The sequence below is a fragment of the Neptuniibacter sp. 2_MG-2023 genome, assembly GCF_030547495.1.
GTDB lineage: Bacteria > Pseudomonadota > Gammaproteobacteria > Pseudomonadales > Balneatricaceae > Neptuniibacter.
In genome coordinates this window covers 76,344-101,119 of sequence record NZ_JAUOQC010000005.1, presented here as the reverse complement: position 1 = coordinate 101,119, position 24,776 = coordinate 76,344, and the positions used below count along the sequence as shown (strand labels likewise).

Here is a 24,776-nt window from a genome sequence, read left to right as displayed (position 1 = left end):
AAGACATTGATTTCGAAGTATTTTTAAGTGGGAATGGCTTATGAGCAAAGCTCTTTATTGCCCCGGTGAATTTAAAGATAACTGCGGTTTTGGCCTTATGGCACACATGCAGGGTCAAGCTAGTCACGATTTGCTAGATAAAGCAATCGAAGCGCTTGCCTGCATGACGCACCGTGGGGGTATAGCTGCAGATGGTAAGACAGGTGACGGTTGTGGCCTGTTGATGCAGAAACCTGATAGCTTCTTGCGCACAGTCGCACAGGAAGAGTTAGGCACCGAACTAGGCGAATTTTATGCAGTGGGCATGGTGTTTTTACCGCGCGAAGCTGCCAAAGCAGAAGCTGCACGTGTTGCAGTTAATACTGCGATTACTAATGAAGGTCTAGGTGTTGCAGGTTGGCGAGTGGTGCCAACGGATGACTCATGCCTTGGCCCTATAGCAAAAGATACTCTTCCTCTTATCGAGCAGGTTTTTATTACTGCTGGAAGCAAGAGCGAAAGGGAGCTTGCTATTAGTTTGTTTATTGCTCGCCGTAAATCTGAAATTGCTATGGCGGCAGATGAAGATTTTTACATCTGTAGTTTCTCTGACAAAGTTATCTCCTATAAAGGATTAACTATGCCGGTGGATCTGCCTGTGTTTTATCAGGATCTAGCAGACCCTCGACTAGAAACAGCGGTATGTACATATCATCAACGCTTTTCTACAAATACAGCACCTCGCTGGCCTTTGGCGCAGCCATTCCGGTTCTTGGCACATAATGGTGAAATCAACACAGTTGAAGGTAACCGTAACTGGGCGAAGGCGCGTGCAAGTAAATTTGCAACCGATCTATTGCCTAACTTGGATGAGCTACAACCGATTGTAAATACGACCGGTTCAGATTCATCAAGTATGGATAATATGCTGGAATTCTTGTTGGTTGGCGGTATGGATATTTATCGTGCTGTACGCATGATAGTGCCGCCTGCGTGGCAGAATGTTGAAACAATGGATGCTGACTTACGAGCCTTCTATGATTTCAACTCTATGCATATGGAACCTTGGGATGGCCCTGCAGGCATGGTAATGACCGATGGTCGCTTTGCCGTTTGTATGTTGGACCGTAATGGTTTACGTCCATCTCGTTGGGTAATGACTAAGCAAGGTTACATCTGTACAGCCTCAGAAATAGGTGTGTTCAGCTATAAGCCTGAAGATATTGTGGCTCAAGGTCGTGTAGGACCAGGCCAAATTCTGGCGATTGATACAGCAACTGGCGATGTTTTACATACGCAAGACGTAGATAACCGTCTGAAAGCTGCGAAACCCTATAAAACTTGGTTGAAAGAGAATGCGCTACGTCTAGAGCAGACGATGAACTTAGATGAAGAGTCTAAATCATTTGTAGAGATGTCTGCAGATGAAGTGAAGACTCACATGAAAATGTTCCAAGTGACATTTGAAGAGCGTGAACAGATTTTGCGCCCATTGGGCGAAAGCGGAATGGAAGCGATAGGTTCTATGGGTGACGACAAGCCGATGGCTGTACTGTCCCATAGAGTACGCTCTGTCTATGATTATTTCCGTCAACAGTTTGCTCAAGTAACCAATCCACCGATCGACCCTCTTCGTGAAGCGATTGTTATGTCTCTAGAGACATGTATTGGTGCTGAGCGAAACGTATTTGAAGAAACGCCAGAACATGCACATCGTGTAATTTTAACGACCCCTGTTCTGTCGGCCAGTAAGTTTAATCGTTTGCGCGATAACAATGAGCCAGGCTTTGACGTTATTCAAATCGATCTGAATTATGATCCTGAGAAAATTTCTTTAAAAGAAGCGATTGAAGGGATTGCAGATAAAGCGGAACAAAGTGTACGTGATGGTAAAGTTATTCTGATCCTCACGGATGCTAATATTACACGCGGTCTTTTGCCTGTTCATGCTGCATTAGCTACAGGCGCTGTACACCATCGTTTGGTCGACAAAGGTTTGCGTTGCGACGCTAACCTTGTGATTGAAAGTGGTACAGTACGGGATCCGCATCATTTTGCTGTTTTGTTTGGCTTTGGTGCGACCGCTGTTTATCCGTACCTTGCGTATCGTGTGTTGAATGACTTGTGTTCTACTGGAGAAATTCAGATGGAAACCCTGCATTCCCATGAAAATTACCGCAAAGGTATCAATAAAGGCTTAATGAAGATCCTTTCTAAGATGGGTATCTCAACGGTAGCATCTTACCGCGGTGCTCAGTTGTTTGAAGCGATTGGTTTAAGCTCGGAAATTGTTAGTTTATGTTTCAAAGGCGTAACAAGCCGTATTGAAGGTGCTCGTTTTGAGGACTTCCAATTTGAGCAAGGCTTATTAGCTAAAGAAGCATGGACTGCGCGTAAGCCTATTCAGGCTGGCGGGTTGTTGAAGTATAAACATGATGGTGAGTATCACGCATACAATCCTGATGTAGTTCGTACTATCCATGAAGCTGTTCAGACGGGTAATCCAGAAGCGTACCAGCGTTATGCTGAGCTAGTGAATAACCGTGGTTATGCAACTTTGCGTGATATGTTGGGGCTGCGTAAAGATGTGCAGTCTATCTCCATTGATGAAGTTGAGCCGATAGAGAATATCTTTAAACGCTTTGACTCGGCAGCAATGTCTCTAGGTGCGCTATCCCCAGAAGCTCATGAAGCTTTAGCTGTTGCCATGAACGAATTAGGTGGCCGCTCTAACTCTGGTGAAGGTGGTGAAGATCCTGCTCGTCACGGCACCATGAAGCGCTCTAAAATTAAACAGGTTGCTTCAGGGCGTTTCGGCGTTACACCTGAGTATCTGTCGAATGCTGAAGTACTACAGATTAAAGTTGCTCAAGGTGCAAAACCGGGTGAAGGTGGACAATTACCAGGTGGTAAGGTCAACGATCTTATTGCTCGCCTACGTTTCTCAGTACCGGGTGTTACTCTAATTTCACCACCGCCTCATCACGATATTTATTCTATCGAAGATTTGGCTCAGTTGATTTTTGATCTGAAACAGGTGAATCCAGAAGCATTAGTTTCTGTGAAGCTAGTATCACGCCCAGGTGTTGGTACTATCGCATGCGGTGTAGCTAAAGCTTATGCCGATCTGATCACTATCTCTGGTTATGACGGTGGTACAGCGGCATCTCCTATTACCTCTATCCATTATGCGGGTTCTCCTTGGGAGTTAGGTTTAGCGGATGCGCATCAATCGCTTCGTGGAAACCAGCTGCGCGGTAAGATTCGTCTACAAACCGATGGCGGTCTTAAGACGGGTCTAGATGTAATTAAAGGTGCCATATTAGGTGCTGAAAGCTTTGGCTTTGGTACTATGCCGATGGTTGCTCTAGGTTGTAAATACCTTCGTATTTGTCATTTAAATAACTGTGCGACCGGTGTGGCAACCCAGAATGAAAAGCTACGTGAAGATTACTTCCGTGGCACCGTTGAAATGGTTAAAAACTTCTTTAGGTTTGTTGCAGAAGAAACCCGTCAACTTATGGCTCAACTTGGTGTTCGCACTATGGAAGAGCTTGTTGGTCGAGTGGATCTTTTGGAAACCTTGGAAGGTGATACGCCACGTCAGAAGAACTTAGATCTAAGTCCTATTTTGGCTTCAGCTGGCGATGAGTTCCCGAACACTTGCCAAGTTGAGCGTAATGAGCCTTACGATACTGCCCAGTTGAATAATCAGATGATTGAGTTAACTCAGTCAGCTATCGATTTGAAACAAGGTGGTGAATGGACGCTAACGATTACCAACTGCGATCGCTCTGTCGGTGCTCGTACATCGGGTGCTATTGCTAAGAAACATGGCAATCTTGGTATGTCTGATAAGCCAATGACCTTTAACTTTAAGGGACATGCGGGACAGTCTTTCGGTGTATGGAATGCCGGTGGCCAGAACTTGTACCTTGAAGGTGATGCTAACGATTATGTTGGTAAAGGTATGGCGGGCGGCAAGATTGTTATCCGCCCATTTGCTGAAGTGACCTTTAAATCAAATGAAACTGCCATTATGGGTAACACCTGTTTATACGGTGCGACGGGCGGTAAATTATTTGCTGCAGGTCAAGCCGGTGAACGTTTTGGTGTTCGTAACTCTGGTGTTCATGCGGTTGTTGAAGGTGCGGGCGACCACTGTTGTGAATATATGACAGGCGGTTTAGTCACAGTTCTTGGTGCAACGGGGTATAACTTCGGTGCAGGTATGACTGGTGGTTTTGCGTATGTATTGGATGTCGATAATAACTTTGTGGATAAGTATAACCATGAATTAGTTGAGATTCAGCGCATCCATACTGAAAGTATGGAAGCATATAAAAATCATCTACGTTCAGTCATTATTGAATTTACCAAAGAAACTGGCAGTGCTTGGGGTCGAGAGATTGTTGATAATCTTGATGACTATATTGGTCGATTCTGGTTGGTTAAACCGAAAGCGGCTAGTTTAAATGATTTACTGACTAGTATTCGTACACGCCCAGAATAAGTGCTACGTACCATTTGGTATATGAAGAATAATCTGCAATCTCCTAATTTATTGGGAGGTTGCTTTTAAGAGGTGAGGATTATGGCTGGCCGTTTAAATAACGATTTTCAGTTCCTCGATGTAGGCCGTAAAGGGCCTCAGAAAATTGATGCTGATGTGCGTAAAGAAGGATTCGGTGAAATATACGAGCCTTTTGATAAACCCGATGCATCAGAACAGTCGCATCGATGCTTAGAGTGCGGTAACCCGTATTGCTCATGGAAGTGTCCAGTACACAACCATATTCCTGATTGGTTAAAGCTGATTTCGGAAGGAAACATTATTGAGGCGGCTGAACTTAGCCACCAAACAAACTCATTACCTGAAGTGTGTGGTCGAGTTTGTCCTCAGGACCGTTTATGTGAAGGGGCTTGTACTCTTAATGATGGTTTTGGTGCGGTAACTATTGGCTCGGTTGAAAAATATATTACAGACACCGCTTTTGCGATGGGCTGGAAACCTGATATGTCTAAGGTTTCAGCGACTGATAAAAAAGTGGCCGTTATTGGTGCAGGTCCTGCGGGCCTTGCAGCGGCGGATATACTTGCACGTAATGGCGTGAAAGCTGTTGTCTTTGACCGCAATCCAGAGATTGGCGGCTTGTTAACATTTGGTATTCCAGAGTTTAAGCTGGAAAAAAATGTTATGTCTCGTCGCCGCGAAATCTTTACTGAAATGGGTATTGAGTTCCAGTTAAATACCGAAGTTGGTAAAGATGTACTTATGCAAGACCTTGTCGATCAATATGATGCGGTTTTCCTAGGTATGGGTACTTATACCTACATGAAAGGTGGTTTTCCAGGTGAAGAGTTGGAGGGTGTTTACGATGCACTTCCATTTTTGATCTCTAATGTTAATCACTGTTTGGGTTTTGAGAAAGATCCTGCCGACTTTATCGATCTTAAAGATAAGAAGGTTGTAGTGTTAGGTGGTGGTGATACAGCGATGGACTGTAACCGTACCTCTATCCGTCAAGGTGCAGAATCTGTTATCTGTGCTTATCGTCGTGATGAAGCAAACATGCCTGGCTCTAAACGCGAAGTTGAGAATGCGCGAGAAGAAGGCGTTCAATTTCAGTTTAACCGTCAACCTATAGAGGTTGTTGGTGAAAACGGTAAAGTGACCGGCATTAAAGTTGTTAGCACTCAGATGGGTGAGCCGGATGAAAATGGCCGCCGTCGTGCTGAGGTGGTACCTGGATCTGAGGAAGTTATTCCAACCGATGCGGTCTTAGTGGCTTTTGGCTTCCGCCCAAGTCCTGCACCTTGGTTTGCTGACTTTGGTATAGATCTGCATGAAGATGGTCGGGTTAAGGCACCTGAGCAGCATGCATACCCATTCCAAACTACCAACGAAAAGGTATTCGCGGGTGGTGATATGGTACGTGGATCTGATCTAGTTGTGACGGCGATTGCGGAAGGTCGTAAAGCGGCTGAAGGAATCTTAGATTATTTAGAAGTGTAAGCTTTTAGATTATCTTGAAAAAAGGCCGCATTCGCGGCCTTTTTTATTACAAGTATTTATCAGCATTGACTATTTTTTGGTGAATAGACATTAAGAACTTATTAATAGCGACCTCTTCGCCTTCCGGTGTATTAGGGTAAGAGCCGCGAATGAGTTCCCTATTCTCACGTAAGATAGATAGTTGGTAAGCGTCTTCCTCATTATCTGTATTGATTTTACTGATAATAATTAGCCCCTTATTTGATGGGCTAGCCTTATTGATAGTCTGTACATTATTGGCACCATACATTTTCAGACGATCTTTTAGCTTAAGGTTAAAGCTATTAACTTGTTGTTTTTGAGAGGTACTGGAGGTTGAAGTTGTTAACCAAACTATTTCGTGTGTGAAAACGGCCAAAGGTTGAGGTGTCAGCGGCAGCTCTTTTACTGAATGGCTTTGGCAGCCAGTCAATATGCCTAAGAGCAGTAAAAAATAAAGTGGTGATTTAATCTGTATCATCAGTTATTAAAATTGTTTATACATTTGCAGGTAATTCCTGTCAGAAATCGTTAGAATATCGGCCAATTCGAATTTACAAGATATAAGTGGCTGACACAAATGGCTGAACTCAAAAATGATCGTTTTTTACGTGCTCTTCTTAATGAACCTGTAGATGCAACACCAGTATGGATGATGCGTCAGGCGGGACGTTACCTCCCAGAATATAGAGAAACGCGTGCTAAAGCAGGTGATTTCTTAAGCCTTTGCAAAAATAAAGAGCTTGCTTGTGAAGTAACTATTCAGCCATTAGAGCGTTATGATCTTGATGCCGCAATTCTTTTCTCTGACATTTTAACGATCCCGGACGCAATGGGATTGGGACTTTACTTTGAAGTAGGTGAAGGTCCACGGTTTAAGAAAATCGTTCGTACAGAAAAAGATGTTGCAGACCTACCGGTACCTGATGCTGCAACAGACCTTGATTATGTGATGAATGCAGTGAAAGAGATTCGTCGTGAGTTAAACGGGCGTGTTCCACTGATCGGCTTTTCTGGTAGCCCATGGACTTTAGCCACATACATGGTTGAAGGTGGTTCTAGTAAAGATTTTCGCCACGTTAAACAGATGATGTATGCAACACCTGAAGTTATGCATGCTCTTTTGGATAAGTTAGCTCAATCTGTCACTACATACTTGAATGAGCAGATTCGTTCTGGTGCGCAAGCCGTACAGATATTTGATACTTGGGGTGGCGCATTAAGTGGTCCTTGCTACCAAGAGTTTTCGTTAAAGTACATGAAGCAGATCGTTGATGGTTTGATTCGTGAACATGATGGACGCAAAGTACCGGTTATTCTGTTTACTAAAAATGGTGGGCAATGGCTTGAAGTAATGGCGGAAACCGGTGCGGATGCTTTAGGTTTGGATTGGACGACAGATATTGGCAATGCACGCGCTCGTGTGGGCGATAAAGTTGCGCTGCAAGGAAATATGGATCCAAGTGTCTTATATGCACCGGCAAGCCGTATCGAGCAAGAGGTTGAATTTATTTTAGGCCAGTATGGTAATGGATCTGGGCATGTATTTAACCTTGGCCATGGTATTCACCAGTTTGTTGACCCGAAACAGCCTAAAGCGTTTGTTGATGCAGTACATGAACTAAGTGCTAAATATCACGCATAATTTTTTGTGAGAAGTGAAGCTGCTTCTCTATTTTTTATTAATTTCTTATCAAGGAAGATGTTTATGATTAAACGTAGTGTGTCTATTGCTGTTTTAGGCTCTGTTTTAACGCTTGGAGGATGTGCTGGTAGCGCAGATCATGAAGTTGTTTCTGCGTATAGCGCTTCGGATGAAGTAATGAATTGTGAGCAGTTGACGGCAGAGCAGGTGAGAGTCCAGGCGATTATTAATGCCGTGAATCAGGATAAGGATGATGTTACAGGCAAAGATATGTTGGATGGGCTTTTATGGTTTCCATTTAACTTGATTGCAAAGAGTAATAACTATAATTCAGCAATCAATGCTGCTAATACTCGTTTAATGCGTATTGATAGTTTGCGTCAAGAAAAAACGTGCAGTGAGGATCAGTTAGTCGAAGCTGAAAAGAGTCTTGAATTAAGGTTACAAGAACTAAAGAGTTTGCGTGAAAAAGATTTGATTACAGAAGAAGAGTATAATCAGTCTAGAAAAAAGGCTTTATCTAGGACTTAAAGAGTATATCTTTAACCAAAAGAAGCGGGCTATAAGCTCGCTTTTTGTTATCAGAAATTAATATGAAACGGCTAACTGAATTACTAGAAAGTAACCGCCAGTGGGCGGATAAGATCAACAAGGAGGATCCACTCTTTTTTGAAACATTGGCGCAGCAGCAGGCTCCAGAGTATTTATGGATTGGGTGTTCTGATAGCCGTGTTCCTGCTAATGAAATTGTGGATATGTTACCTGGTGAGCTTTTTGTCCACCGTAATGTTTCGAATTTAGTCATTCATACTGATATGAATTGTATGTCTGTTATTCAGTATGCGGTCGAAGTTCTCAAGGTTAAGCATATTATGGTTGTTGGTCATTATGGTTGTGGTGGGGTTAAAGCTGCAATCGAGACTGAACCACACGGTTTAATCGATAACTGGTTGCGGCATATTCGCGATGTATATAAAAAGCACCGTGAGCTTTTGTCTGTTTGGGATCACTCTCATCAGCAGCTTGACCGCTTATGTGAGTTGAATGTGATTGAGCAAGCGAGCAACGTCTGCGAAACCACTATAGTTCAGGAAGCTTGGACTAATGAGCAGGAGCTCACTGTTCACGGCTGGATCTATGGTCTTAATGATGGTCTTGTTAACGACCTTGAATTTAACGCATCGTCTCTAGATGAAGTTGATGAACAATATGGTTTAGCCATCAGAAAAATTGAGAAACTAAAAGAGCTTGCTCAAAGTTCAGATAAAGATAACCAAAATGCACGCTCATTGTGGAATAAATTACGCGCGTTATTTAATTAAGTGTGTTTTGGACAGCCTATAAAAAAAACGGTTGGAGCTTTCGCTACCAACCGTTTTTTTTTGTTTTGAATTCAATGCTCTGAGTTTAATGCTCAGGCTTTAGTTGTTGATCGCTGCTAATGCCTGATCTAGATCGGCAATGAGGTCATCAATATGCTCTATACCTATAGATAAGCGAATCATTTCTGGCGAGACACCCGCAGATGCTAACTCTTCATCATTTAGCTGGCGATGTGTAGTTTCAGCAGGAATCGAAGCGAGTGATTTGCAGTCGCCGATATTTACTAAACGTAAGAAAATTTGCAGTGCGTCATAGAATTTACGTGTGCCTTCTCTGCCTGCTTTTACGCCAAAGCTTAGAATGCCAGACGCTTGGCCGTTCATGTATTTTTGAGCGAGTGCATAGTCTTTGTGGCTTTCGAGCCCCGCGTATTTAACCCAGCCAACCGCATCGTGGTTTTCTAAAAAGTTAGCGACTTTACGTGTGTTTTCATTTACGCGTTCCATGCGTAGGCTAAGTGTTTCTAGTCCTTGTAGTAATAAGAAAGCATTCATTGGGCTAAGTGCGGCTCCCATATTGCGAAGCGGTACAACGCGGCAGCGTCCAATAAATGCAGCAGGACCAAAGGCTTCAGTATATACCACGCCGTGGTAGGAGATATCAGGCGTGTTTAATAAAGGGAAGCGTTCAGCGTTATCAGCCCAAGGGAAGTTACCAGAATCGATGATGACGCCACCGATTGAGTTACCATGCCCACCAATATATTTGGTTGCCGCTTGTACAATAATGTCTGCGCCGTGTTCGATCGGACGCCACATGGCAGGGCTAGGCACTGTATTGTCAACGATAAGTGGGATGCCGTTACGATGGGCGATCTCTGCTAAAGTTTCAATATCGGCGATGCCACCAGATGGGTTACCGACGGATTCACAGTAAATGCCTTTAGTTCGCTCATCTATTTGCGCTTCGATAGCTGCTGCATCGTCTTTATTTACAAAGCGGCATTCAATGCCTTGGCGGGGCAAAGTATGAGCAAATAGGTTATATGTACCGCCGTAGAGTTCGCTGGTAGATATGAAGTTATCGCCGGTTTCTGCAAGTGTTTGTATGGTGTATGTAATAGCCGCCATACCGGATGCAACGGCAAGAGCGGCAACACCTCCTTCCATCTCTGCAACACGTTTTTCCAGCACATCGTTGGTGGGATTCGTAATGCGGGTGTATATATTGCCGGGTACTTTTAGGTCAAACAGGTCTGCACCGTGTTGAGCATCATCAAAGGCATAAGATGTGGTTTGGTAAATAGGAACCGCGGCAGATTTAGTGGTTGGGTCTACTTCATATCCGCCATGTATCGCTACAGTTTCCAATTTCATGTTTATCTCCTAAGGGCAGGCCTGCATTATTGTTAGGCAACTGATTGTAGTGCATCTATTGAATAAATGAAGGCTGTTTTCGGTATTTATCAAGATCGACGTAAAGATCAGTAGGTTATAGGATTTAGGTTGGGTAAAATTCTAAAATATTTATAGCAATTTGGAGAGGCTTAATGGCACGTCAGAAAACGGCTTACGTTTGTAATGACTGTGGAGCGGATTACACAAAATGGCAAGGCCAATGTACGGAGTGTCATGCGTGGAATACTCTGACGGAAGTCCGGTTGTCGACCGCAAAATCAAATGCAAATGAAACACGTAATGTTCGCTTTGATGGTTATGCTGGTGGGGCAAAGCAGCAGAGTGTTGTTAATCTTTCTGAGGTTGCTTTGGAGGAGATGCCGCGCTTTTCATCTGGAGCGGGTGAGCTGGATCGTGTGTTAGGCGGTGGTTTAGTACCTGGTTCTGCTGTGCTTATGGGCGGTCATCCGGGGGCAGGTAAAAGTACTCTATTGTTGCAAACTATGTGTTATCTGGCTGAGCAGATGCCAGCCCTATATGTAACAGGTGAGGAATCGTTGCAGCAGGTTGCTATGCGTGCGAGCCGCTTAAATTTACCGACGGGGCAGTTAAAAATGCTGTCGGAAACCAGTGTGGAAACTATCTGTGATGTGGCGCAAACACTCAAACCAAAAGTGATGGTAATTGATTCCATACAGGTAATGCATATGGCAGATGTACAATCTGCGCCAGGCTCTGTATCGCAGGTACGAGAGTCTGCTGCTTACTTGACCCGCTTTGCAAAGCAGACCGGTACCGTACTCTTTTTGGTAGGGCATGTTACTAAGGATGGCTCGTTGGCAGGCCCTAAAGTCTTGGAGCATATGATTGATTGTTCGTTGCAGCTGGAAGGTTCAGCTGATTCCCGTTTTCGGACACTTCGCTCGCACAAAAACCGTTTTGGGGCTGTGAATGAGCTCGGTGTGTTTGCAATGTTGGAAACCGGCCTTAAAGAGGTTAAAAATCCAAGCTCCATTTTCTTAAGCCGTGAAGAGGGGCCTAGCCCTGGTAGTGTTGTAATGGTTGTTTGGGAGGGGACTCGTCCCCTCTTAGTTGAGATTCAAGCGCTGGTTGATCAATCCCATATGAATAATCCTCGACGGGTGGCGGTTGGCCTTGAGCAAAATCGTATGGCGATGTTATTAGCCGTATTGCATCGTCATGGTGGTTTAATGACAGGCGATCAAGATGTGTTTGTTAACGTGGTAGGTGGTGTAAAAGTGCTGGAAACTAGTGCAGACCTTGCGTTATTGCTGGCGGTTGTTTCTAGTTTTAGAGATCAAGCATTACCCCATGATCTTATGGTATTTGGCGAGGTGGGTTTGTCGGGTGAGATACGGCCTGTACCTAATGGACAGGAGCGTATTAGAGAGGCGGCAAAGCATGGTTTCAAGCGGGCTATTGTGCCTAAAGGTAATGTGCCTAAAGAAGCTTTAGCTGGAATGCAGATTGTCCCTGTTACTAAATTGACCGAAGCGCTTGAGGCGCTTTAATCTGTTTCTGTAGTAAAAAGGTGGTCGAGTTCCCGCTCTAGTAAAGAGGGCTCACCTAGATTTAGCTCGACTAACCGGCGTAGTAAAGTCAGTGAATCTAGATCTAAGTTTTCTATTAAAAAACCATACTCATCTTCGTGTTTGTGGGTCAGGCTCACGGGGGTGCGTATACTCAGGTTATCCCCTTGTAGGTGGATGGTAGCGAACGCTTCCTCGCCTAAAGATAAGTTAAGGGGGCGAGCGCTTTTTATTAATATACCGTTAAACGATATATCAATTAGGGTTACCTCGTAGATATGATCACCTTGCTGTAGTTCCGTTCTTGCATCAAAGTCAATGCGAGTAAAGCGGCGGCGCTCAGTATTAGGTGTAGTCACAATATTGGTTCCCCTGTGGTCTGTAGCGATAATGTCATCTTAGTATAGACGTGAATGAAAAATAAATAACTGTGCTTGCCGTATTGTTGTTTCTAACCCAGCTTGATTGGCTGGGCAATTGAGTAATTGCTTATAAACTGAGCTATATCATGGTTGTACTACAGGTTTGCCCTTAAGCTTCGCAACAAAAAAGCCTTTTAATGAGTAAGGTTATTATGTTTTTAGAAACTTTGTTGGATGTGTCTAGCGGCAGTCGTCATTCGCGGTATTTTAATCAAACGCGTAGCTATTACTTATTTCGTCGAGTTCGAATAATTGCTCTTTTATTAGCCCTTGTTCAGCCGGCGTGGTTTTTGGTTGATTACTTTCTATTGCCTGAAGATATGTTGGACTCTATAGCGCTTGCGCGGGCTGTCGGAGCATTAGGCTGTTTGTTTCTCTCGCTGTGGAGTTTTAAACGCTACAGTTTAAAACTCGCGCAACTGCGTTTGGTGATTCTCGTGATACTGTTATCGGGATTCCAAACAGCCTCTAGCTCACTTCTGCTGATACATGGTTATGATTCTAATGTGGCGGGGTATCATTTCTTTCCTTTTATGATTATTACGATGATGGCTATTTTTCCGCTCGCCATTAATGAAACTTTATGCTTTACCTTAGGTGTGCTTTTAATTGAATTTGTCACGCAGTTGTTGAGAGGAACGGTAGGGGATGTTGAGGCGATCAATAGCTTATGGCTGTTATCTGTTCTTGGTTTGATTGCTGGTTGGGCTGCGGTTAATCAGCTGAATATGCTATTAGGTTTATATCGACAGGCGACGCGAGATCCTTTGACTGGGTTGTCTAATCGCCGTCAGGCAATGGAGCAATTATCACTTGATATACTTCAGGCTCGCGAGCGGGGGCAAGCATTAAGCGTATTGTTGTTCGATTTAGATAAGTTTAAAAACTTAAATGATAGTTATGGTCATGCAGCGGGTGATCTTGTCTTAAAGTCTTTTGCTAAAGTCATGCGAAAACACGCCCGTAAGCGTATAGATCTGGTATGTCGGTATGGGGGGGAAGAGTTTTTGATGGTGCTGCCAGGGATGAGTGCTATAGAAGCTAAAGAGGTGGCGGAGGTTATTCGGTTAGCTTGCCATACTGAAAAAGTGACTGCCCCAAATGGTAATAAAATCGGTTTTACTGCGAGTATAGGCATTGCCGAGCTGAATAACAGTGATGATATAGAGTCTCTGTTGAAGCGTTCAGATGACGCGCTTTATGCAGCAAAAGATGCGGGAAGGGATCGGCTTTATGTGGCCACTTGATGTTTTTTAATAATCTATTATTTTTCATATGATTATAAAAAAACCGAGGCTATGCCTCGGTTTTTTGTTAGTCGTAATCGTTTAACCTAGATCGACCATACGTTTGTATTTGATACGCTCAGGCTGGTGCTCTTTACCATAACGACGTTTGTAGTCGTCTTGATATTCAGTGTAGTTACCTTCAAAGAACTCAACCTTAGAGTCACCTTCATAGGCCAGCATGTGTGTACAGATACGGTCTAAGAACCAACGGTCATGGGAGATAACAACTGCGCAACCAGGGAAGGCAAGTATAGCTTCTTCCAAGGCACGTAGTGTTTCTATATCTAAATCGTTGGTCGGCTCATCAAGAAGAAGAACATTTCCGCCCTCTTTAAGTAGTTTCGCCATATGTAAGCGGTTACGCTCACCACCGGATAGATCTTTGACAAATTTTTGCTGATCGCCGCCTTTAAAGTTAAAACGACCGCAATAAGCGCGTGATGGTGTTTGGTAGTTGCCTACAGTAATAATATCTTGGCCATCTGATAGCTCTTCAAAAACGGTCTTATCACCATTAAGGTCACGAGACTGGTTAACGTAAGCTAGTTCAACGGTTGAGCCAATTTCAATCTCACCGGAATCAGGTTTTTCTTCGCCACTGATCATTTTGAAGAGTGTTGATTTACCCGCACCGTTACCACCGATGATGCCGACAATAGCTCCTTGGGGAATAGAGAAGCTAAGGTTCTCAAACAGTACTTTATCACCGTAGGCTTTAGAGATATTGATCGCATCGATCACTTTATCACCGAGGCGTGGTCCAGGTGGGATGTAGATCTCTTGGGTTTCGTTACGTGTTTGGAACTCTTTTGAGTTCATCTCTTCAAACTGTTTTAAGCGTGCTTTTGATTTAGATTGACGCCCTTTTTGTCCCTGGCGAACCCACTCTAGCTCAGAAGACACCGCTTTATGGTGAGCGGCTTCCTGTTTGGCTTCCTGCTCTAGGCGCTGCTCTTTTTGTTCCAGCCAAGAGGAGTAGTTGCCCTCGTAAGGAATACCGCGTCCGCGGTCAAGTTCCAATATCCAACCAGCGGCGTTATCAAGGAAGTAACGGTCATGGGTGATCGCAACAACAGTACCAGGGTATTCTTGAAGGAATCGCTCAATCCAAGCTACTGACTCTGCATCCAAATGGTTGGTAGGCTCATCAAGTAGTAGCATGTCAGGCTTATCTAACAATAAACGGCATAAAGCAACACGGCGACGTTCACCACCAGATAAGTTTTTCACCTCTGCATCCCAAGCGGGAAGGCGCATGGCATCAGCGGCACGTTCAAGTGTTGTTTCTAAGTTATGGCCATCTTTTGCTTGAATTAGATCTTCAAATTCAGCTTGTTTCTTTGCTAATGCGTCGAAATCTGCATCAGGTTCTGCATAAGCAGCATATACCGCCTCTAAACCATCTAGTGCTTCTTTTACATCAGCGACTGATTCTTCGATAACTTCACGAACAGTTTTGCTCTCATCGAGTTCTGGTTCTTGAGGTAGGTAGCCTATATTCAGGCCCGGCATAGGATGCGCTTCACCAAGAATTTCGGTATCAAGCCCTGCCATGATTTTTAAAAGGGTAGATTTACCTGAACCGTTCAGCCCTAGTACGCCGATTTTAGCGCCGGGGAAGAAGGAGAGAGAGATATCTTTCAGAATTTCGCGTTTTGGCGGTACAACTTTGCCTACGCGGTTCATTGAATAAACGAACTGAGCCATGCAGTAACCTGTCTGTTTTGTCAGAAATTAATGCATCAATTTTAACGGAAATAGCAGGTAGAAGGCTATCGCCTGAGTAAATCAATCTATAAAAGTAGAGATTATCTGTCCTCTTTAAGGAGGAATAATCCTAGATGTTTGCAAGTTGAGTACAATTGAAGTGGTTTTGAGTCTGTTTCAAGTGTAACCCCGCAAATGTTTCGCTATAATACGCGCTTTCCCAATTCTTAAGTTGTTCGTTGCTGCTAATTGATCAGCGGTTTGACCGTTGCTGTTTTCAGTTGAACAGAGCCCATATTGTATTCAGGGGACAGAAAATACAATGTTTAGCAAAGATATGACAATCGCTGATTTTGACGCGGACCTATGGTCTGCAATGCAGGCTGAAACTGTACGTCAGGAAGAGCACATCGAACTGATTGCGTCAGAAAACTATACTAGCCCACGTGTAATGGAAGCTCAGGGTTCTGCGCTGACTAACAAATACGCTGAAGGTTATCCCAACAAGCGTTACTACGGTGGCTGCGAACACGTTGACGTTGTAGAGCAGTTGGCGATTGATCGTGCTAAAGAATTGTTTGGTGCGACATATGCCAATGTTCAGCCTCATTCAGGTTCACAGGCTAATGCGGCTGTTTATATGGCGCTTTGTAAGCCAGGTGATACTGTTTTAGGTATGAGTTTAGCTCACGGTGGTCACTTGACTCACGGTGCAGCCGTGTCTTTCTCTGGTCGTATCTATAATGCGGTGCAGTACGGTTTGAACCCAGAAACAGGTGAAATCGACTACGATGAAGTTGAGCGTCTAGCGCTTGAGCATAAGCCAACAATGATTGTTGCTGGTTTCTCTGCTTATTCACGAGTAGTTGATTGGCAGCGTTTCCGTGATATTGCGGATAAAGTGGGTGCATCTCTGTTTGTTGATATGGCGCACGTTGCAGGCTTAGTGGCTGCAGGTGTTTACCCATCGCCAATCGGCATTGCCGATGTTGTAACAACAACAACGCATAAGACGCTAGGCGGACCACGTGGTGGTTTGATCTTATCGGCGCGTGCTGATGAAGAGCTACAGAAAAAGCTAAACTTTGCTGTTTTCCCTGAGTCCCAGGGTGGCCCTTTGATGCACGTTATCGCGGGTAAAGCGGTTTGCTTTAAAGAAGCGATGGAGCCTGAGTGGAAAGAGTATCAAGCTCAAGTGGTTAAGAATGCACAGGCGATGGCTGATGCATTTATGAAACGCGGTATTAAAATCGTTTCTGAAGGAACAGATGATCATCTTTTCCTTGTTGATCTGATCGATAAAGAGTTTACCGGTAAAGATGCTGATGCGGCGCTAGGTCGTGCAAATATCACCGTTAACAAAAACTCAGTGCCTAACGATCCACGTTCACCGTTTGTAACATCTGGTTTACGTATAGGTACACCTGCGGTTACTCGTCGTGGCTTTAAAGAAGCTGAAGTTACAGATCTTACAAACTGGATCTGCGATATTCTTGACGATATCAACAATGAAGAGGTTATCACACGGGTTAAATCTCAAGTTAAAGAGATCTGCGCACGCTACCCTGTATATAAGTAATCTCTATAACCGGCTATAACTTATAGCCGGAAAAATGTACAATCGCGGGGCTGTCCCGAACTTGCTTGCAAGTTCTTTAGACAGCCCCTTTTGTTCTCTGTCTTTTTTATATTTGAGAGCAAATAAATACCCCTATATTCGGAATATCTGTTGCCTTGTTTAAACACTGATATTCCTCGCTCTTTACGCAGGAAAGGTTGATGCATTGTCCGTTTTGTAATGCCACTGAAACCAAAGTAGTCGACTCCCGTCTGGTAGCAGAAGGCCAGCAGGTGCGTCGTCGCCGTGAATGTGTAAATTGTAATGAACGTTTTACTACCTATGAAGCTGCCGAGCTTCTTATGCCTCGCCTCATTAAAGCCGATGGATCTCGCCAACCTTTCGATGATGAAAAGTTACGTGCAGGTATTCATCGAGCGCTAGAAAAACGTCCTGTATCTATTGAAGAAGTTGAAGCATCAATCAGTCGTATTAAACAGTGTTTAAGAGCGACGGGTGAGCGAGAGCTGCCTTCTCGACAGGTGGGCGAAGAGGTGATGTCGGAACTCCGTAAATTAGACGAAGTTGCTTATGTACGATTCGCATCGGTTTATCGCAGTTTTCAAGATATCAATGAATTTAAAGAAGAGATCGAACGCTTATCTGAGCAGCATAAGAAAGAGGGCGGAAATTAAGTGTCCCTTATCGATTCACAGTGGTCTATTGCTGATCGTGAGTATATGGCTCGGGCCATTCAGTTAGCGCGTAAAGGCTTATATACCACCCACCCCAATCCGCGGGTTGGCTGTGTTTTAGTTAAAGATGATGTGATTGTTGGTGAGGGCTTTCATTTTAGAGCCGGAGAGGGGCATGCTGAAGTGAATGCCCTTGCTCAAGCGGGTATTAATGCTAAGGGCGCAACGGCTTATGTCACGCTTGAGCCTTGTAGCCATTATGGTAGAACGCCTCCTTGTGCTGAGGGTTTGATTAAGGCTGGAGTTGTTCGAGTGGTATCCGCGATGGTTGACCCAAACCCTCAAGTGGCTGGTCGAGGTATAGCGATGCTGTGTAAGGCTGGAATCCAAGCCTCATCGGGTTTGCTTGAAGCTGAAGCCCGAGCGCTGAATCCAGGTTTTATCAAGCGTATGGAGACAGGCAAGCCATTTGTTAGGATAAAGTTGGCTTCAAGCCTTGATGGTCGTACCGCTATGTCCTCTGGTGAATCTCAATGGATAACAGGGCCGGCTGCGCGTCGAGATGTACAAAAGTTACGAGCGCAAAGTTCAGTTATTGTTACCGGTGTGGAATCGATTATCCATGATGATTCGGCTCTAACTGTACGTGAAGAGCAGTTAGGTTTGCCTGACGCGGCGGAGATCGTAAAGCAACAGCCATTAAGGGTTGTTTTAGATTCATCTTTACGTACCCCAACAACAGCTAAAATTCTAAAACAGCCTGGGCGTACGCTAATAGCGACCTGTTCTACCGATCAAGGATTGCAGCGAGCATTAGAAAGTGAAGGCGCTGAAATAGTGCTTTTACCTGACGAGCAAGGTCGAGTCTCATTGAATGCATTGCTTGAGTGGCTGGTACAAAATGAACAGTGTAATGATCTTCTAGTTGAGACGGGTGCAACGTTGGCGGGTGCTTTTATGGCGCAAGGTTTAGTGGATGAATTACACCTTTATATAGCTATGAAACTACTTGGCAGCGATGCAAGACCAACCTTTAGTTTGCCGTTGACGAAAATGGCTGAGCAGATCGAATTAAAGCAGATTGATAGCCGGATGATGGGTAGCGATCTAAAACTGGTATTAACACCCGTGTATGGAGAACAGTAGATGTTTACCGGAATAATTGAAGCGGTGGGTTCCATTGCCTCAATCGAGGAGCAATCAGGCGATATGCGTCTGTATGTACGTACCGGAAATTTGGATCTCAGGGATGTTAAACTAGGTGATAGTATTGCAACTAACGGGGTTTGTTTGACTGCGGTTGAACTGCCAGGGGATGGTTTTATTGCCGATGTCTCGCGTGAAACATTAGCCCATACCCGTTTTCATACATTGAGTATAGGTGAACGTGTTAATCTTGAAAAAGCATTGATGCCGACCAGTCGATTAGGTGGGCATATTGTCACTGGGCATGTAGATGGCTTAGGTGAGATTGTCTCTCGTCAGGAAGATGCACGTTCCATACGTTTTAGTGTTAAAGCACCGAAAAATTTACAGCGCTATTTAGCAGCTAAAGGATCAGTGACAGTTGATGGCATTAGTTTGACGTTGAATGCTATTGACGGTGAGTGCTTTGAGTTGAATATTGTGCCTCATACAGCGCAAGAAACAATTATGACTGAGTATGTACCTGGGCGCTTGATTCATATAGAAGTGGATATTATTGCTCGCTATTTAGAACGCTTATTGGGTCATACTCAAGATATTAATAATGAACAAAGTGATCAAGGTTTAACAATGGAAACTTTGATGGCTTGCGGCTTTAACCGCTAACGATGGTATAAATTTGATGAAACTAAATACACCAGAAGAGTTATTGGAAGATATTCGTCAAGGTAAGATGGTTATCTTGATGGATGATGAAGATCGTGAAAATGAAGGTGATCTAATCATCGCGGCGGAAATGGTTCGTGCTGATGATATTAATTTCATGGCAACACACGCCCGCGGCCTTATCTGCTTAACGTTGACCCGTGAACGTTGCGAGCAGTTAAAGCTTCCACTGATGGTACAAAGTAATGGTGCTCAGTTTGCTACCAATTTTACTTTGTCCATTGAGGCTGCTGAAGGGGTAACAACGGGCATTTCTGCTGCTGATCGTGCACATACAGTTCGAACAGCGGTCAAGGCGGATGCCACAGCTGAAGATATTGTTCAGCCGGGTCATATCTTTCCTTTGATGGCCCAGCCCGGTGGTGTATTGAGCCGAGCGGGACATACTGAAGCGGGTTGTGATTTAGCGCGTATGGCAGGTTTCACTCCAGCGGCTGCAATCGTTGAAGTAATGAATGATGATGGCACTATGGCACGTCGTCCTGACTTGGAAGAGTTTGCTCAAAAGCATAATCTAAAGATTGGTACGATTGCAGATTTGATCCACTACCGGACGGCCAATGAGCATACAGTACAGCGTGAAGATGCTGGTGTGATGTCTACTGAGTATGGTGAGTTCAACTATATTACCTACAAAGATGAGATTCAGAACTGCACTCATTTAGCGATGACGCTTGGTGAGATTAAAGAAGATGAACCCACTTATGTACGTGTACATAATCGTAATGAGGTCCTACGTGATGTAGTAGGAGCCGTTACACCGGGTGAAGAGCCTAAGTGGACTATGCGTAAAGCCTTAGAGCGTGTTGCGAAAGAAGGTCAAGGTGTTGTTCTACTGTTAGATAATGGCGAAAAGATTGATATAGGTGACTCATTGGAGCTTATGCTTAATAGTCATCAGAAATCAAAAGTAAACGTGAGTGCATCAGGTGCCTACCTAACGGTAGGAACGGGCTCACAAATACTGCGTGATCTGGGTGTAGGTAAAATGAACTTACTCAGTGCACCAATGAAGTTTAATGCGATCTCTGGGTTTGACCTTGAGATTGAAAAATATATTCCTTGTGAAGACTAATTAGACCGGTACTTGAATCATGGCTGTGAAAACCATCGAAGGTGATTTTGTGAACGCTGACGGCAACTACGCTATCGTAGTCGGTCGTTTTAATGCATTTGTTGTAGAAAGCTTATTAGAGGGTGCAATTGATACCCTTAAACGCCATGGTATCAACGAAGAAAATATTCGTGTTATCCGTGTTCCAGGTGCTTTTGAAATTCCGTTGGCTGTTAAACGTCTTGCTGCTCAGAAAAAAGATGATGCGATTATCGCATTAGGTGCAGTTATTCGTGGTGGTACGCCTCATTTTGAATATGTTTCAGGTGAAAGCTCTAAAGGCGTAGCTCAGGTTTCTTTGGACTATGATGTGCCTGTTGCTAACGGTATTTTAACGGTTAATAGTATTGAGCAAGCGGTTGAACGCTCAGGTACTAAAATGGGCAATAAAGGGGCTGAAGCAGCACTATCTGCCATTGAAATGGTTAGTTTGCTTAAGCAACTTGAGGTTTAATTTTAGATGAGTGACAACGAAAATAAACCAGCGACTAAGAAGAAACCATCTTTAACCACACAGCGTCGTAATGCGCGTAGTTATGCACTGCAAGCGTTGTATCAGTGGGAGATCGCTGGACAACCGGTGAACGAGATAGAAGCACAGTTTAGAGTTGATAATGATATGCGTGATACGGATATCAAACTATTTTCTGAGCTTCTGCATGGCATTGCCGGTGCAAAAAGTGATCTAGATAAGTCCTATCTTGATTTCCTTGATCGTCAAGTTGAAGAGCTTGATCCAATTGAGCTGACAGTTCTTCGTATTGGTGCCTTTGAGCTTGCTCAACGTATTGAGGTACCTTACCGTGTGGCCATTAATGAGAGTGTTGAGTTAGCTAAGAAGTTTGGTGCGACTGACAGTCATCGTTATGTTAATGGTGTATTAGATAAATTGGCTCAGCGCGTCCGTATGGCTGAGATCCGAGATCAACGTCAGCGCAAGTCTTAAACTCCATGTCACTAGGTGAGTTTGAGCTGATTCAGCGCTACTTTGCAGAAGCATCTACGGATGCTTCTGTTGCACTAGGCATAGGCGATGATTGTGCCGTACTTTCTGTGCCTGCCGGTTATCAGTTAGCTGTATCTATTGATACGCTTGTTCAGGGTACACACTTTCTTGAAGGTACCCCTGCTGATCTACTCGCTAGTCGACTTTTTGGCTCGGCGTTAAGTGATTTAGCTGCAATGGGGGCAACGCCTGCGTGGATTACTTTAGCGCTTACACTGCCCGAAGCGGAAGATGATTGGCTACTGTTGTTTAGCCGTCGCTTGGCGCAGTTGTGTGCTGAATACAGTGTTTCGCTTGTAGGGGGTGATACTACAAAGGGGCCGTTAGCACTCTCTGCACAAGTACATGGTTTCCTACCGCATGATCATCGCTTAACGCGTGCAGGGGCTAAAGTCGATGATCTTATCTGTGTCAGTGGTTGCTTAGGTGATAGTCGAGGTGGTTTAGAAGGTCTGCTGAATGGCTTTGAGGATCATAGCTATGCAGACTATCTACTAGAGCGTTTTTATGCGCCGACGCCACGTATTGAGCTTGGTAAAGTACTGTTAGGTAAAGCCAGTAGCTGTATTGATATATCCGATGGGCTGTTGTCCGATCTTTCGCATATTCTAAAAGCGAGTGGTGGTTTAGGGGCGCGTTTACAGTTAGAAGCGGTGCCGATCTCCTCTCAGTTGATTTCTGCGTTTGGCGAAGAGAGTGCTCGACAATGGGCACTGACGGGAGGGGAGGACTTTGAGTTGTGTTTTACGCTCCCACCTAATTACCTTGCTCTTTTATCGCAGTTATCCGTTCCTGTGGCTGTCGTAGGTAAAGTTACAGACAGGGCAGATATAGAGTTATTTCTTCGTGGTGAGCCTTGTCAGATACAGGGCTCAGGTTACGATCATTTTCAGCGTACAGATAAATAGATAAGGATTATGTGTGAATAGAGTGCCAGCAAGTGTTTGGAAAAACCCAATTCATTTCTTAGCATTTGGTTTAGGTAGTGGGGCAGCGCCATGGGCGCCGGGCACTTTCGGTACACTCGCTGCTGTCATTCCTTATTTCTGGTTCCAACAATTGAGCTTGCCTTGGTATCTTTTAATGTTGGTCGTAACAACATTGATTGGGATTTGGCTGTGTGACCGTACCAGTAAAGATATTGGTGTACATGATCATGGTGGTATCGTCTGGGATGAGTTTGTTGGTTTCTGGATTACGATGACCTTAGCCCCCGCTGGTTTGTTGTGGATTATTATAGGTTTTGTCCTGTTTCGGATCTTTGATATTTGGAAACCTTGGCCGATAAAATGGGCCGATCAAAAGGTTTCTGGAGGGCTGGGGGTGATGCTGGATGACGTTATTGCAGGGGTATTTGCGGCAATAGTTTTGCAGCTTATAGTGTTTTTCTGGCTATAAATTTAGTGGCTGAGTGCATGTGTTATAGCCTGTTCTATGCCTGCTTCATCTAATCCACATTCAGTCAGTTGCTCCGATCTAGTGGCATGGCTTATCCATTTATCAGGAATGCCTAAAGTTAAGAGCTGTGTGCTATTTTTGGTTCTGTGTAAATACTCACTTACTTCTGATCCTGCGCCACCAATAATGCTGTGATCTTCTATAGTGACGAGTAGTTGGTGTGAATTTGCCAATTCTGTAACCATTTCACTGTCAACCGGCTTCACAAAACGCATATCTACTAAGCTGTAGCCATGTTTGTCAGAAACCGCTTGTGCTGTTTTTAGTAGCGGTCCAAAGTTTAGTAGCGCCACTTTTTTACCTGTAGTGATTAGTTGGCTGCGGCCAATATCGAGTGCTTCCATCTCACCCTCCACATGGTTAATGGCTGAGCCTCTTGGATACCTTACACTCGCCAACCCCTTATAGAGGTAACCCGTGTAGAGCATGTTACGCAGCTCTTGAGCATTAGAGGGCGTCATAATAACGGCCTTAGGTAAGCAGCGAAGCATACTAATATCGAGTACGCCGCTATGGGTTGAACCGTCTTCACCCACAAGTCCTGCTCGATCTATTGCCAGTAGAATGTCGAGCTCTTGAATCGAGATATCATGGATAAGCTGGTCATAGGCCCGTTGTAAAAAGGTGGAGTAGATAGCGACAACCGGTTTTATCTTCTGGCAAGCCATTCCTGCTGCAAGGGTCAGTGCGTGTTGTTCGGCGATAGCGACATCAAAAAATCGTGCAGGGAAACGGTTGGCAAATTCAACGAGATCGGAGCCTTCTTTCATCGCTGGGGTTATAGCGGTTAGGTAGGGGTGAGACTCAGCCATATGGCAGATCCAGCGGCCAAAAATATTAGAATAAGTGACCTTCTTTTCTTTTGGCTGGTGGATCGGGTTTATCTTAGTGATTGCGTGGTAGCCTACAGGGTCTTCTTCTGCAGGTTTAAATCCTTTGCCCTTTTTCGTAATAAGGTGAAGGAATTGCGGTCCTGATTTGGCTAATACGTCTGAAAGTTTTGCTAAGAGTAAAGGTAGGTCATGGCCATCTATAGGGCCTGTGTATTCAAAATCTAAAGCTTCAAACAGTGCCGCAGTGGTTTCGCCTTCAGTTTTATGTTTTATGTTTTTAGCTAAATAGGTTGCCAGACCACCCTCATTTTGGGAGATCGACATATCGTTATCATTTAAAATTACAAGCAAGTTAGTATCGGTATGCGCGGCGTGATTGAGAGCTTCAAAGGCCATGCCCGCTGTCATAGCACCATCACCAATGACAGCAACCGTCTTGTTTTTTAACCCCTTTAACTTATCGGCAATTGCCATACCTAAGGCAGCACTAATTGAAGTACTGGAGTGGCCGACACCAAAGTCATCATAGGGGCTTTCTGAGCGTTTTGGAAAAGGGGACGGACCTCCTTTTTGACGGATGTTAAGCATTTTCTCTCTTCGTGCCGTCAAAATTTTATGGGGATAAGATTGATGGCCTACATCCCAAACCAGATGATCCTCAGGGGTGTTTAATAGATAGTGTAAAGCGATTGTTAACTCTACAACCCCAAGCCCTGCGCCAAAATGTCCACCGCTCTGTCCAACGCTATAGAGTAAGAAAGCTCTTAGCTGCTCCGCCAGTTCAGGTAGCTTTTCAGCGGACAACTGCCGTAATTGGTCCGGATCATTAATCTGATCTAGCAGGGGGGTACTAGGACGAGATGGGGGAATTGTGAGAAACATAAAGGGTCTTTT

Annotated in this window: 21 protein-coding genes; 16 read left to right on the top strand and 5 right to left on the bottom strand. The window is 44.3% G+C overall.

Features of this window, described 5'->3' with window-relative positions; genetic code table 11:
• Positions 1–40: 40 nt before the first annotated feature.
• Together gltB and Q4486_RS06735 are read left to right on the top strand one after the other, a co-directional pair.
• Positions 41–4,492 (top strand): glutamate synthase large subunit, encoded by a 4,452-nt coding sequence (gltB, locus tag Q4486_RS06740; protein WP_303416182.1) that lies wholly within the window; start codon positions 41–43, stop codon positions 4,490–4,492.
• Positions 4,493–4,573: 81 nt separating this feature from the next.
• The gene (locus Q4486_RS06735; RefSeq protein WP_303416183.1) at positions 4,574–5,995 is read left to right on the top strand and encodes an FAD-dependent oxidoreductase; all 1,422 of its coding nucleotides are present in this window, start codon (positions 4,574–4,576) and stop codon (positions 5,993–5,995) included.
• A gap of 46 nt (positions 5,996–6,041) precedes the next feature.
• Here the strand turns inward: Q4486_RS06735 and Q4486_RS06730 are convergent, their stop codons facing one another.
• A complete protein-coding gene (locus tag Q4486_RS06730) occupies positions 6,042–6,494 on the bottom strand; it encodes a hypothetical protein (RefSeq protein ID WP_303416184.1) in 453 nt (150 codons plus the stop codon).
• 99 nt (positions 6,495–6,593) lie between these two features.
• Between Q4486_RS06730 and hemE the strand changes: the two genes are divergently transcribed.
• The 3 genes from hemE to can all read left to right on the top strand — a co-directional run bounded on the left by hemE (position 6,594) and on the right by can (position 8,980).
• Positions 6,594–7,658, top strand: a complete 1,065-nt coding sequence (gene hemE, locus Q4486_RS06725) for a uroporphyrinogen decarboxylase (RefSeq protein WP_303518859.1) — start codon at positions 6,594–6,596, stop codon at positions 7,656–7,658.
• A gap of 63 nt (positions 7,659–7,721) precedes the next feature.
• Entirely contained in the window at positions 7,722–8,189 is a 468-nt protein-coding gene (locus Q4486_RS06720; protein ID WP_067862636.1) for an SHOCT domain-containing protein, read from the top strand.
• Positions 8,190–8,251: 62 nt separating this feature from the next.
• Positions 8,252–8,980, top strand: coding sequence for a carbonate dehydratase (gene can / locus Q4486_RS06715; RefSeq protein WP_303416186.1), 729 nt, complete (start codon positions 8,252–8,254; stop codon positions 8,978–8,980).
• Between the two features lie 99 nt (positions 8,981–9,079).
• Here can and Q4486_RS06710 read toward each other — a convergent pair whose 3' ends face one another.
• Entirely contained in the window at positions 9,080–10,357 is a 1,278-nt protein-coding gene (locus tag Q4486_RS06710) for an O-acetylhomoserine aminocarboxypropyltransferase/cysteine synthase family protein (RefSeq protein ID WP_303416187.1), read from the bottom strand.
• A gap of 173 nt (positions 10,358–10,530) precedes the next feature.
• Between Q4486_RS06710 and radA the strand changes: the two genes are divergently transcribed.
• On the top strand, positions 10,531–11,910 hold the full coding sequence (gene radA, locus Q4486_RS06705; protein ID WP_303416188.1) for a DNA repair protein RadA: 1,380 nt from the start codon (positions 10,531–10,533) through the stop codon (positions 11,908–11,910).
• On the opposite strand, the gene Q4486_RS06700 is transcribed toward radA, so the two are convergent.
• On the bottom strand, positions 11,907–12,287 hold the full coding sequence (locus tag Q4486_RS06700) for a PilZ domain-containing protein (RefSeq protein WP_303416189.1): 381 nt from the start codon (positions 12,285–12,287) through the stop codon (positions 11,907–11,909). The genes radA and Q4486_RS06700 overlap by 4 nt on opposite strands.
• Before the next feature lie 200 nt (positions 12,288–12,487).
• Between Q4486_RS06700 and Q4486_RS06695 the strand changes: the two genes are divergently transcribed.
• Positions 12,488–13,597, top strand: a complete 1,110-nt coding sequence (locus tag Q4486_RS06695) for a diguanylate cyclase (protein ID WP_303518857.1) — start codon at positions 12,488–12,490, stop codon at positions 13,595–13,597.
• An 81-nt stretch (positions 13,598–13,678) separates the two neighbouring features.
• On the opposite strand, the gene ettA is transcribed toward Q4486_RS06695, so the two are convergent.
• Positions 13,679–15,346 (bottom strand): energy-dependent translational throttle protein EttA, encoded by a 1,668-nt coding sequence (gene ettA / locus Q4486_RS06690; RefSeq protein ID WP_303416191.1) that lies wholly within the window; start codon positions 15,344–15,346, stop codon positions 13,679–13,681.
• Positions 15,347–15,668: 322 nt separating this feature from the next.
• Here ettA and glyA point away from each other — a divergent pair, with 322 nt between their 5' ends.
• The 9 genes from glyA to Q4486_RS06645 all read left to right on the top strand — a co-directional run bounded on the left by glyA (position 15,669) and on the right by Q4486_RS06645 (position 22,989).
• A complete protein-coding gene (gene glyA, locus Q4486_RS06685) occupies positions 15,669–16,925 on the top strand; it encodes a serine hydroxymethyltransferase (RefSeq protein WP_303518856.1) in 1,257 nt (418 codons plus the stop codon).
• A 200-nt stretch (positions 16,926–17,125) separates the two neighbouring features.
• Positions 17,126–17,599: a transcriptional regulator NrdR gene (nrdR, locus tag Q4486_RS06680; protein WP_303416193.1), complete on the top strand. Its 474-nt coding sequence runs from the start codon at positions 17,126–17,128 to the stop codon at positions 17,597–17,599.
• Positions 17,600–17,608: 9 nt separating this feature from the next.
• Positions 17,609–18,745 carry a bifunctional diaminohydroxyphosphoribosylaminopyrimidine deaminase/5-amino-6-(5-phosphoribosylamino)uracil reductase RibD gene (gene ribD / locus Q4486_RS06675; protein ID WP_303518915.1) on the top strand — a complete coding sequence of 379 codons (1,137 nt, stop codon included), beginning with the start codon at positions 17,609–17,611 and terminating at the stop codon, positions 18,743–18,745.
• The gene (locus Q4486_RS06670) at positions 18,746–19,411 is read left to right on the top strand and encodes a riboflavin synthase (RefSeq protein ID WP_303518855.1); all 666 of its coding nucleotides are present in this window, start codon (positions 18,746–18,748) and stop codon (positions 19,409–19,411) included. It abuts the gene before it with no gap.
• 16 nt (positions 19,412–19,427) lie between these two features.
• Complete coding sequence (gene ribBA / locus Q4486_RS06665; protein WP_303416195.1) at positions 19,428–20,546, top strand: bifunctional 3,4-dihydroxy-2-butanone-4-phosphate synthase/GTP cyclohydrolase II; 1,119 nt, start codon at positions 19,428–19,430, stop codon at positions 20,544–20,546.
• A 19-nt stretch (positions 20,547–20,565) separates the two neighbouring features.
• Positions 20,566–21,039: a 6,7-dimethyl-8-ribityllumazine synthase gene (gene ribE, locus Q4486_RS06660; protein ID WP_067862615.1), complete on the top strand. Its 474-nt coding sequence runs from the start codon at positions 20,566–20,568 to the stop codon at positions 21,037–21,039.
• A 6-nt stretch (positions 21,040–21,045) separates the two neighbouring features.
• Entirely contained in the window at positions 21,046–21,531 is a 486-nt protein-coding gene (gene nusB / locus Q4486_RS06655; RefSeq protein ID WP_303416196.1) for a transcription antitermination factor NusB, read from the top strand.
• A gap of 5 nt (positions 21,532–21,536) precedes the next feature.
• A complete protein-coding gene (gene thiL / locus Q4486_RS06650; RefSeq protein WP_303518854.1) occupies positions 21,537–22,499 on the top strand; it encodes a thiamine-phosphate kinase in 963 nt (320 codons plus the stop codon).
• A gap of 13 nt (positions 22,500–22,512) precedes the next feature.
• Positions 22,513–22,989 (top strand): phosphatidylglycerophosphatase A, encoded by a 477-nt coding sequence (locus Q4486_RS06645; protein WP_303518851.1) that lies wholly within the window; start codon positions 22,513–22,515, stop codon positions 22,987–22,989.
• 2 nt (positions 22,990–22,991) lie between these two features.
• Here Q4486_RS06645 and dxs read toward each other — a convergent pair whose 3' ends face one another.
• Positions 22,992–24,764 (bottom strand): 1-deoxy-D-xylulose-5-phosphate synthase, encoded by a 1,773-nt coding sequence (gene dxs / locus Q4486_RS06640; RefSeq protein WP_303416199.1) that lies wholly within the window; start codon positions 24,762–24,764, stop codon positions 22,992–22,994.
• Positions 24,765–24,776: the final 12 nt, after the last annotated feature.

Coding starts and splice junctions, on each gene's coding strand:
- nrdR (WP_303416193.1), top strand. CDS start 17,126: ATGCATTGTCCGTTTTGTAATGCCACTGAAACCAAAGTAGTCGACTCC.
- glyA (WP_303518856.1), top strand. CDS start 15,669: ATGTTTAGCAAAGATATGACAATCGCTGATTTTGACGCGGACCTATGG.
- dxs (WP_303416199.1), bottom strand. CDS start 24,764: ATGTTTCTCACAATTCCCCCATCTCGTCCTAGTACCCCCCTGCTAGAT.
- Q4486_RS06670 (WP_303518855.1), top strand. CDS start 18,746: ATGTTTACCGGAATAATTGAAGCGGTGGGTTCCATTGCCTCAATCGAG.
- Q4486_RS06695 (WP_303518857.1), top strand. CDS start 12,488: ATGAGTAAGGTTATTATGTTTTTAGAAACTTTGTTGGATGTGTCTAGC.
- ribBA (WP_303416195.1), top strand. CDS start 19,428: ATGAAACTAAATACACCAGAAGAGTTATTGGAAGATATTCGTCAAGGT.
- can (WP_303416186.1), top strand. CDS start 8,252: ATGAAACGGCTAACTGAATTACTAGAAAGTAACCGCCAGTGGGCGGAT.
- hemE (WP_303518859.1), top strand. CDS start 6,594: ATGGCTGAACTCAAAAATGATCGTTTTTTACGTGCTCTTCTTAATGAA.
- gltB (WP_303416182.1), top strand. CDS start 41: ATGAGCAAAGCTCTTTATTGCCCCGGTGAATTTAAAGATAACTGCGGT.
- Q4486_RS06720 (WP_067862636.1), top strand. CDS start 7,722: ATGATTAAACGTAGTGTGTCTATTGCTGTTTTAGGCTCTGTTTTAACG.
- ribE (WP_067862615.1), top strand. CDS start 20,566: ATGGCTGTGAAAACCATCGAAGGTGATTTTGTGAACGCTGACGGCAAC.
- nusB (WP_303416196.1), top strand. CDS start 21,046: ATGAGTGACAACGAAAATAAACCAGCGACTAAGAAGAAACCATCTTTA.
- ettA (WP_303416191.1), bottom strand. CDS start 15,346: ATGGCTCAGTTCGTTTATTCAATGAACCGCGTAGGCAAAGTTGTACCG.
- Q4486_RS06735 (WP_303416183.1), top strand. CDS start 4,574: ATGGCTGGCCGTTTAAATAACGATTTTCAGTTCCTCGATGTAGGCCGT.
- radA (WP_303416188.1), top strand. CDS start 10,531: ATGGCACGTCAGAAAACGGCTTACGTTTGTAATGACTGTGGAGCGGAT.
- Q4486_RS06730 (WP_303416184.1), bottom strand. CDS start 6,494: ATGATACAGATTAAATCACCACTTTATTTTTTACTGCTCTTAGGCATA.
- Q4486_RS06710 (WP_303416187.1), bottom strand. CDS start 10,357: ATGAAATTGGAAACTGTAGCGATACATGGCGGATATGAAGTAGACCCA.
- thiL (WP_303518854.1), top strand. CDS start 21,537: ATGTCACTAGGTGAGTTTGAGCTGATTCAGCGCTACTTTGCAGAAGCA.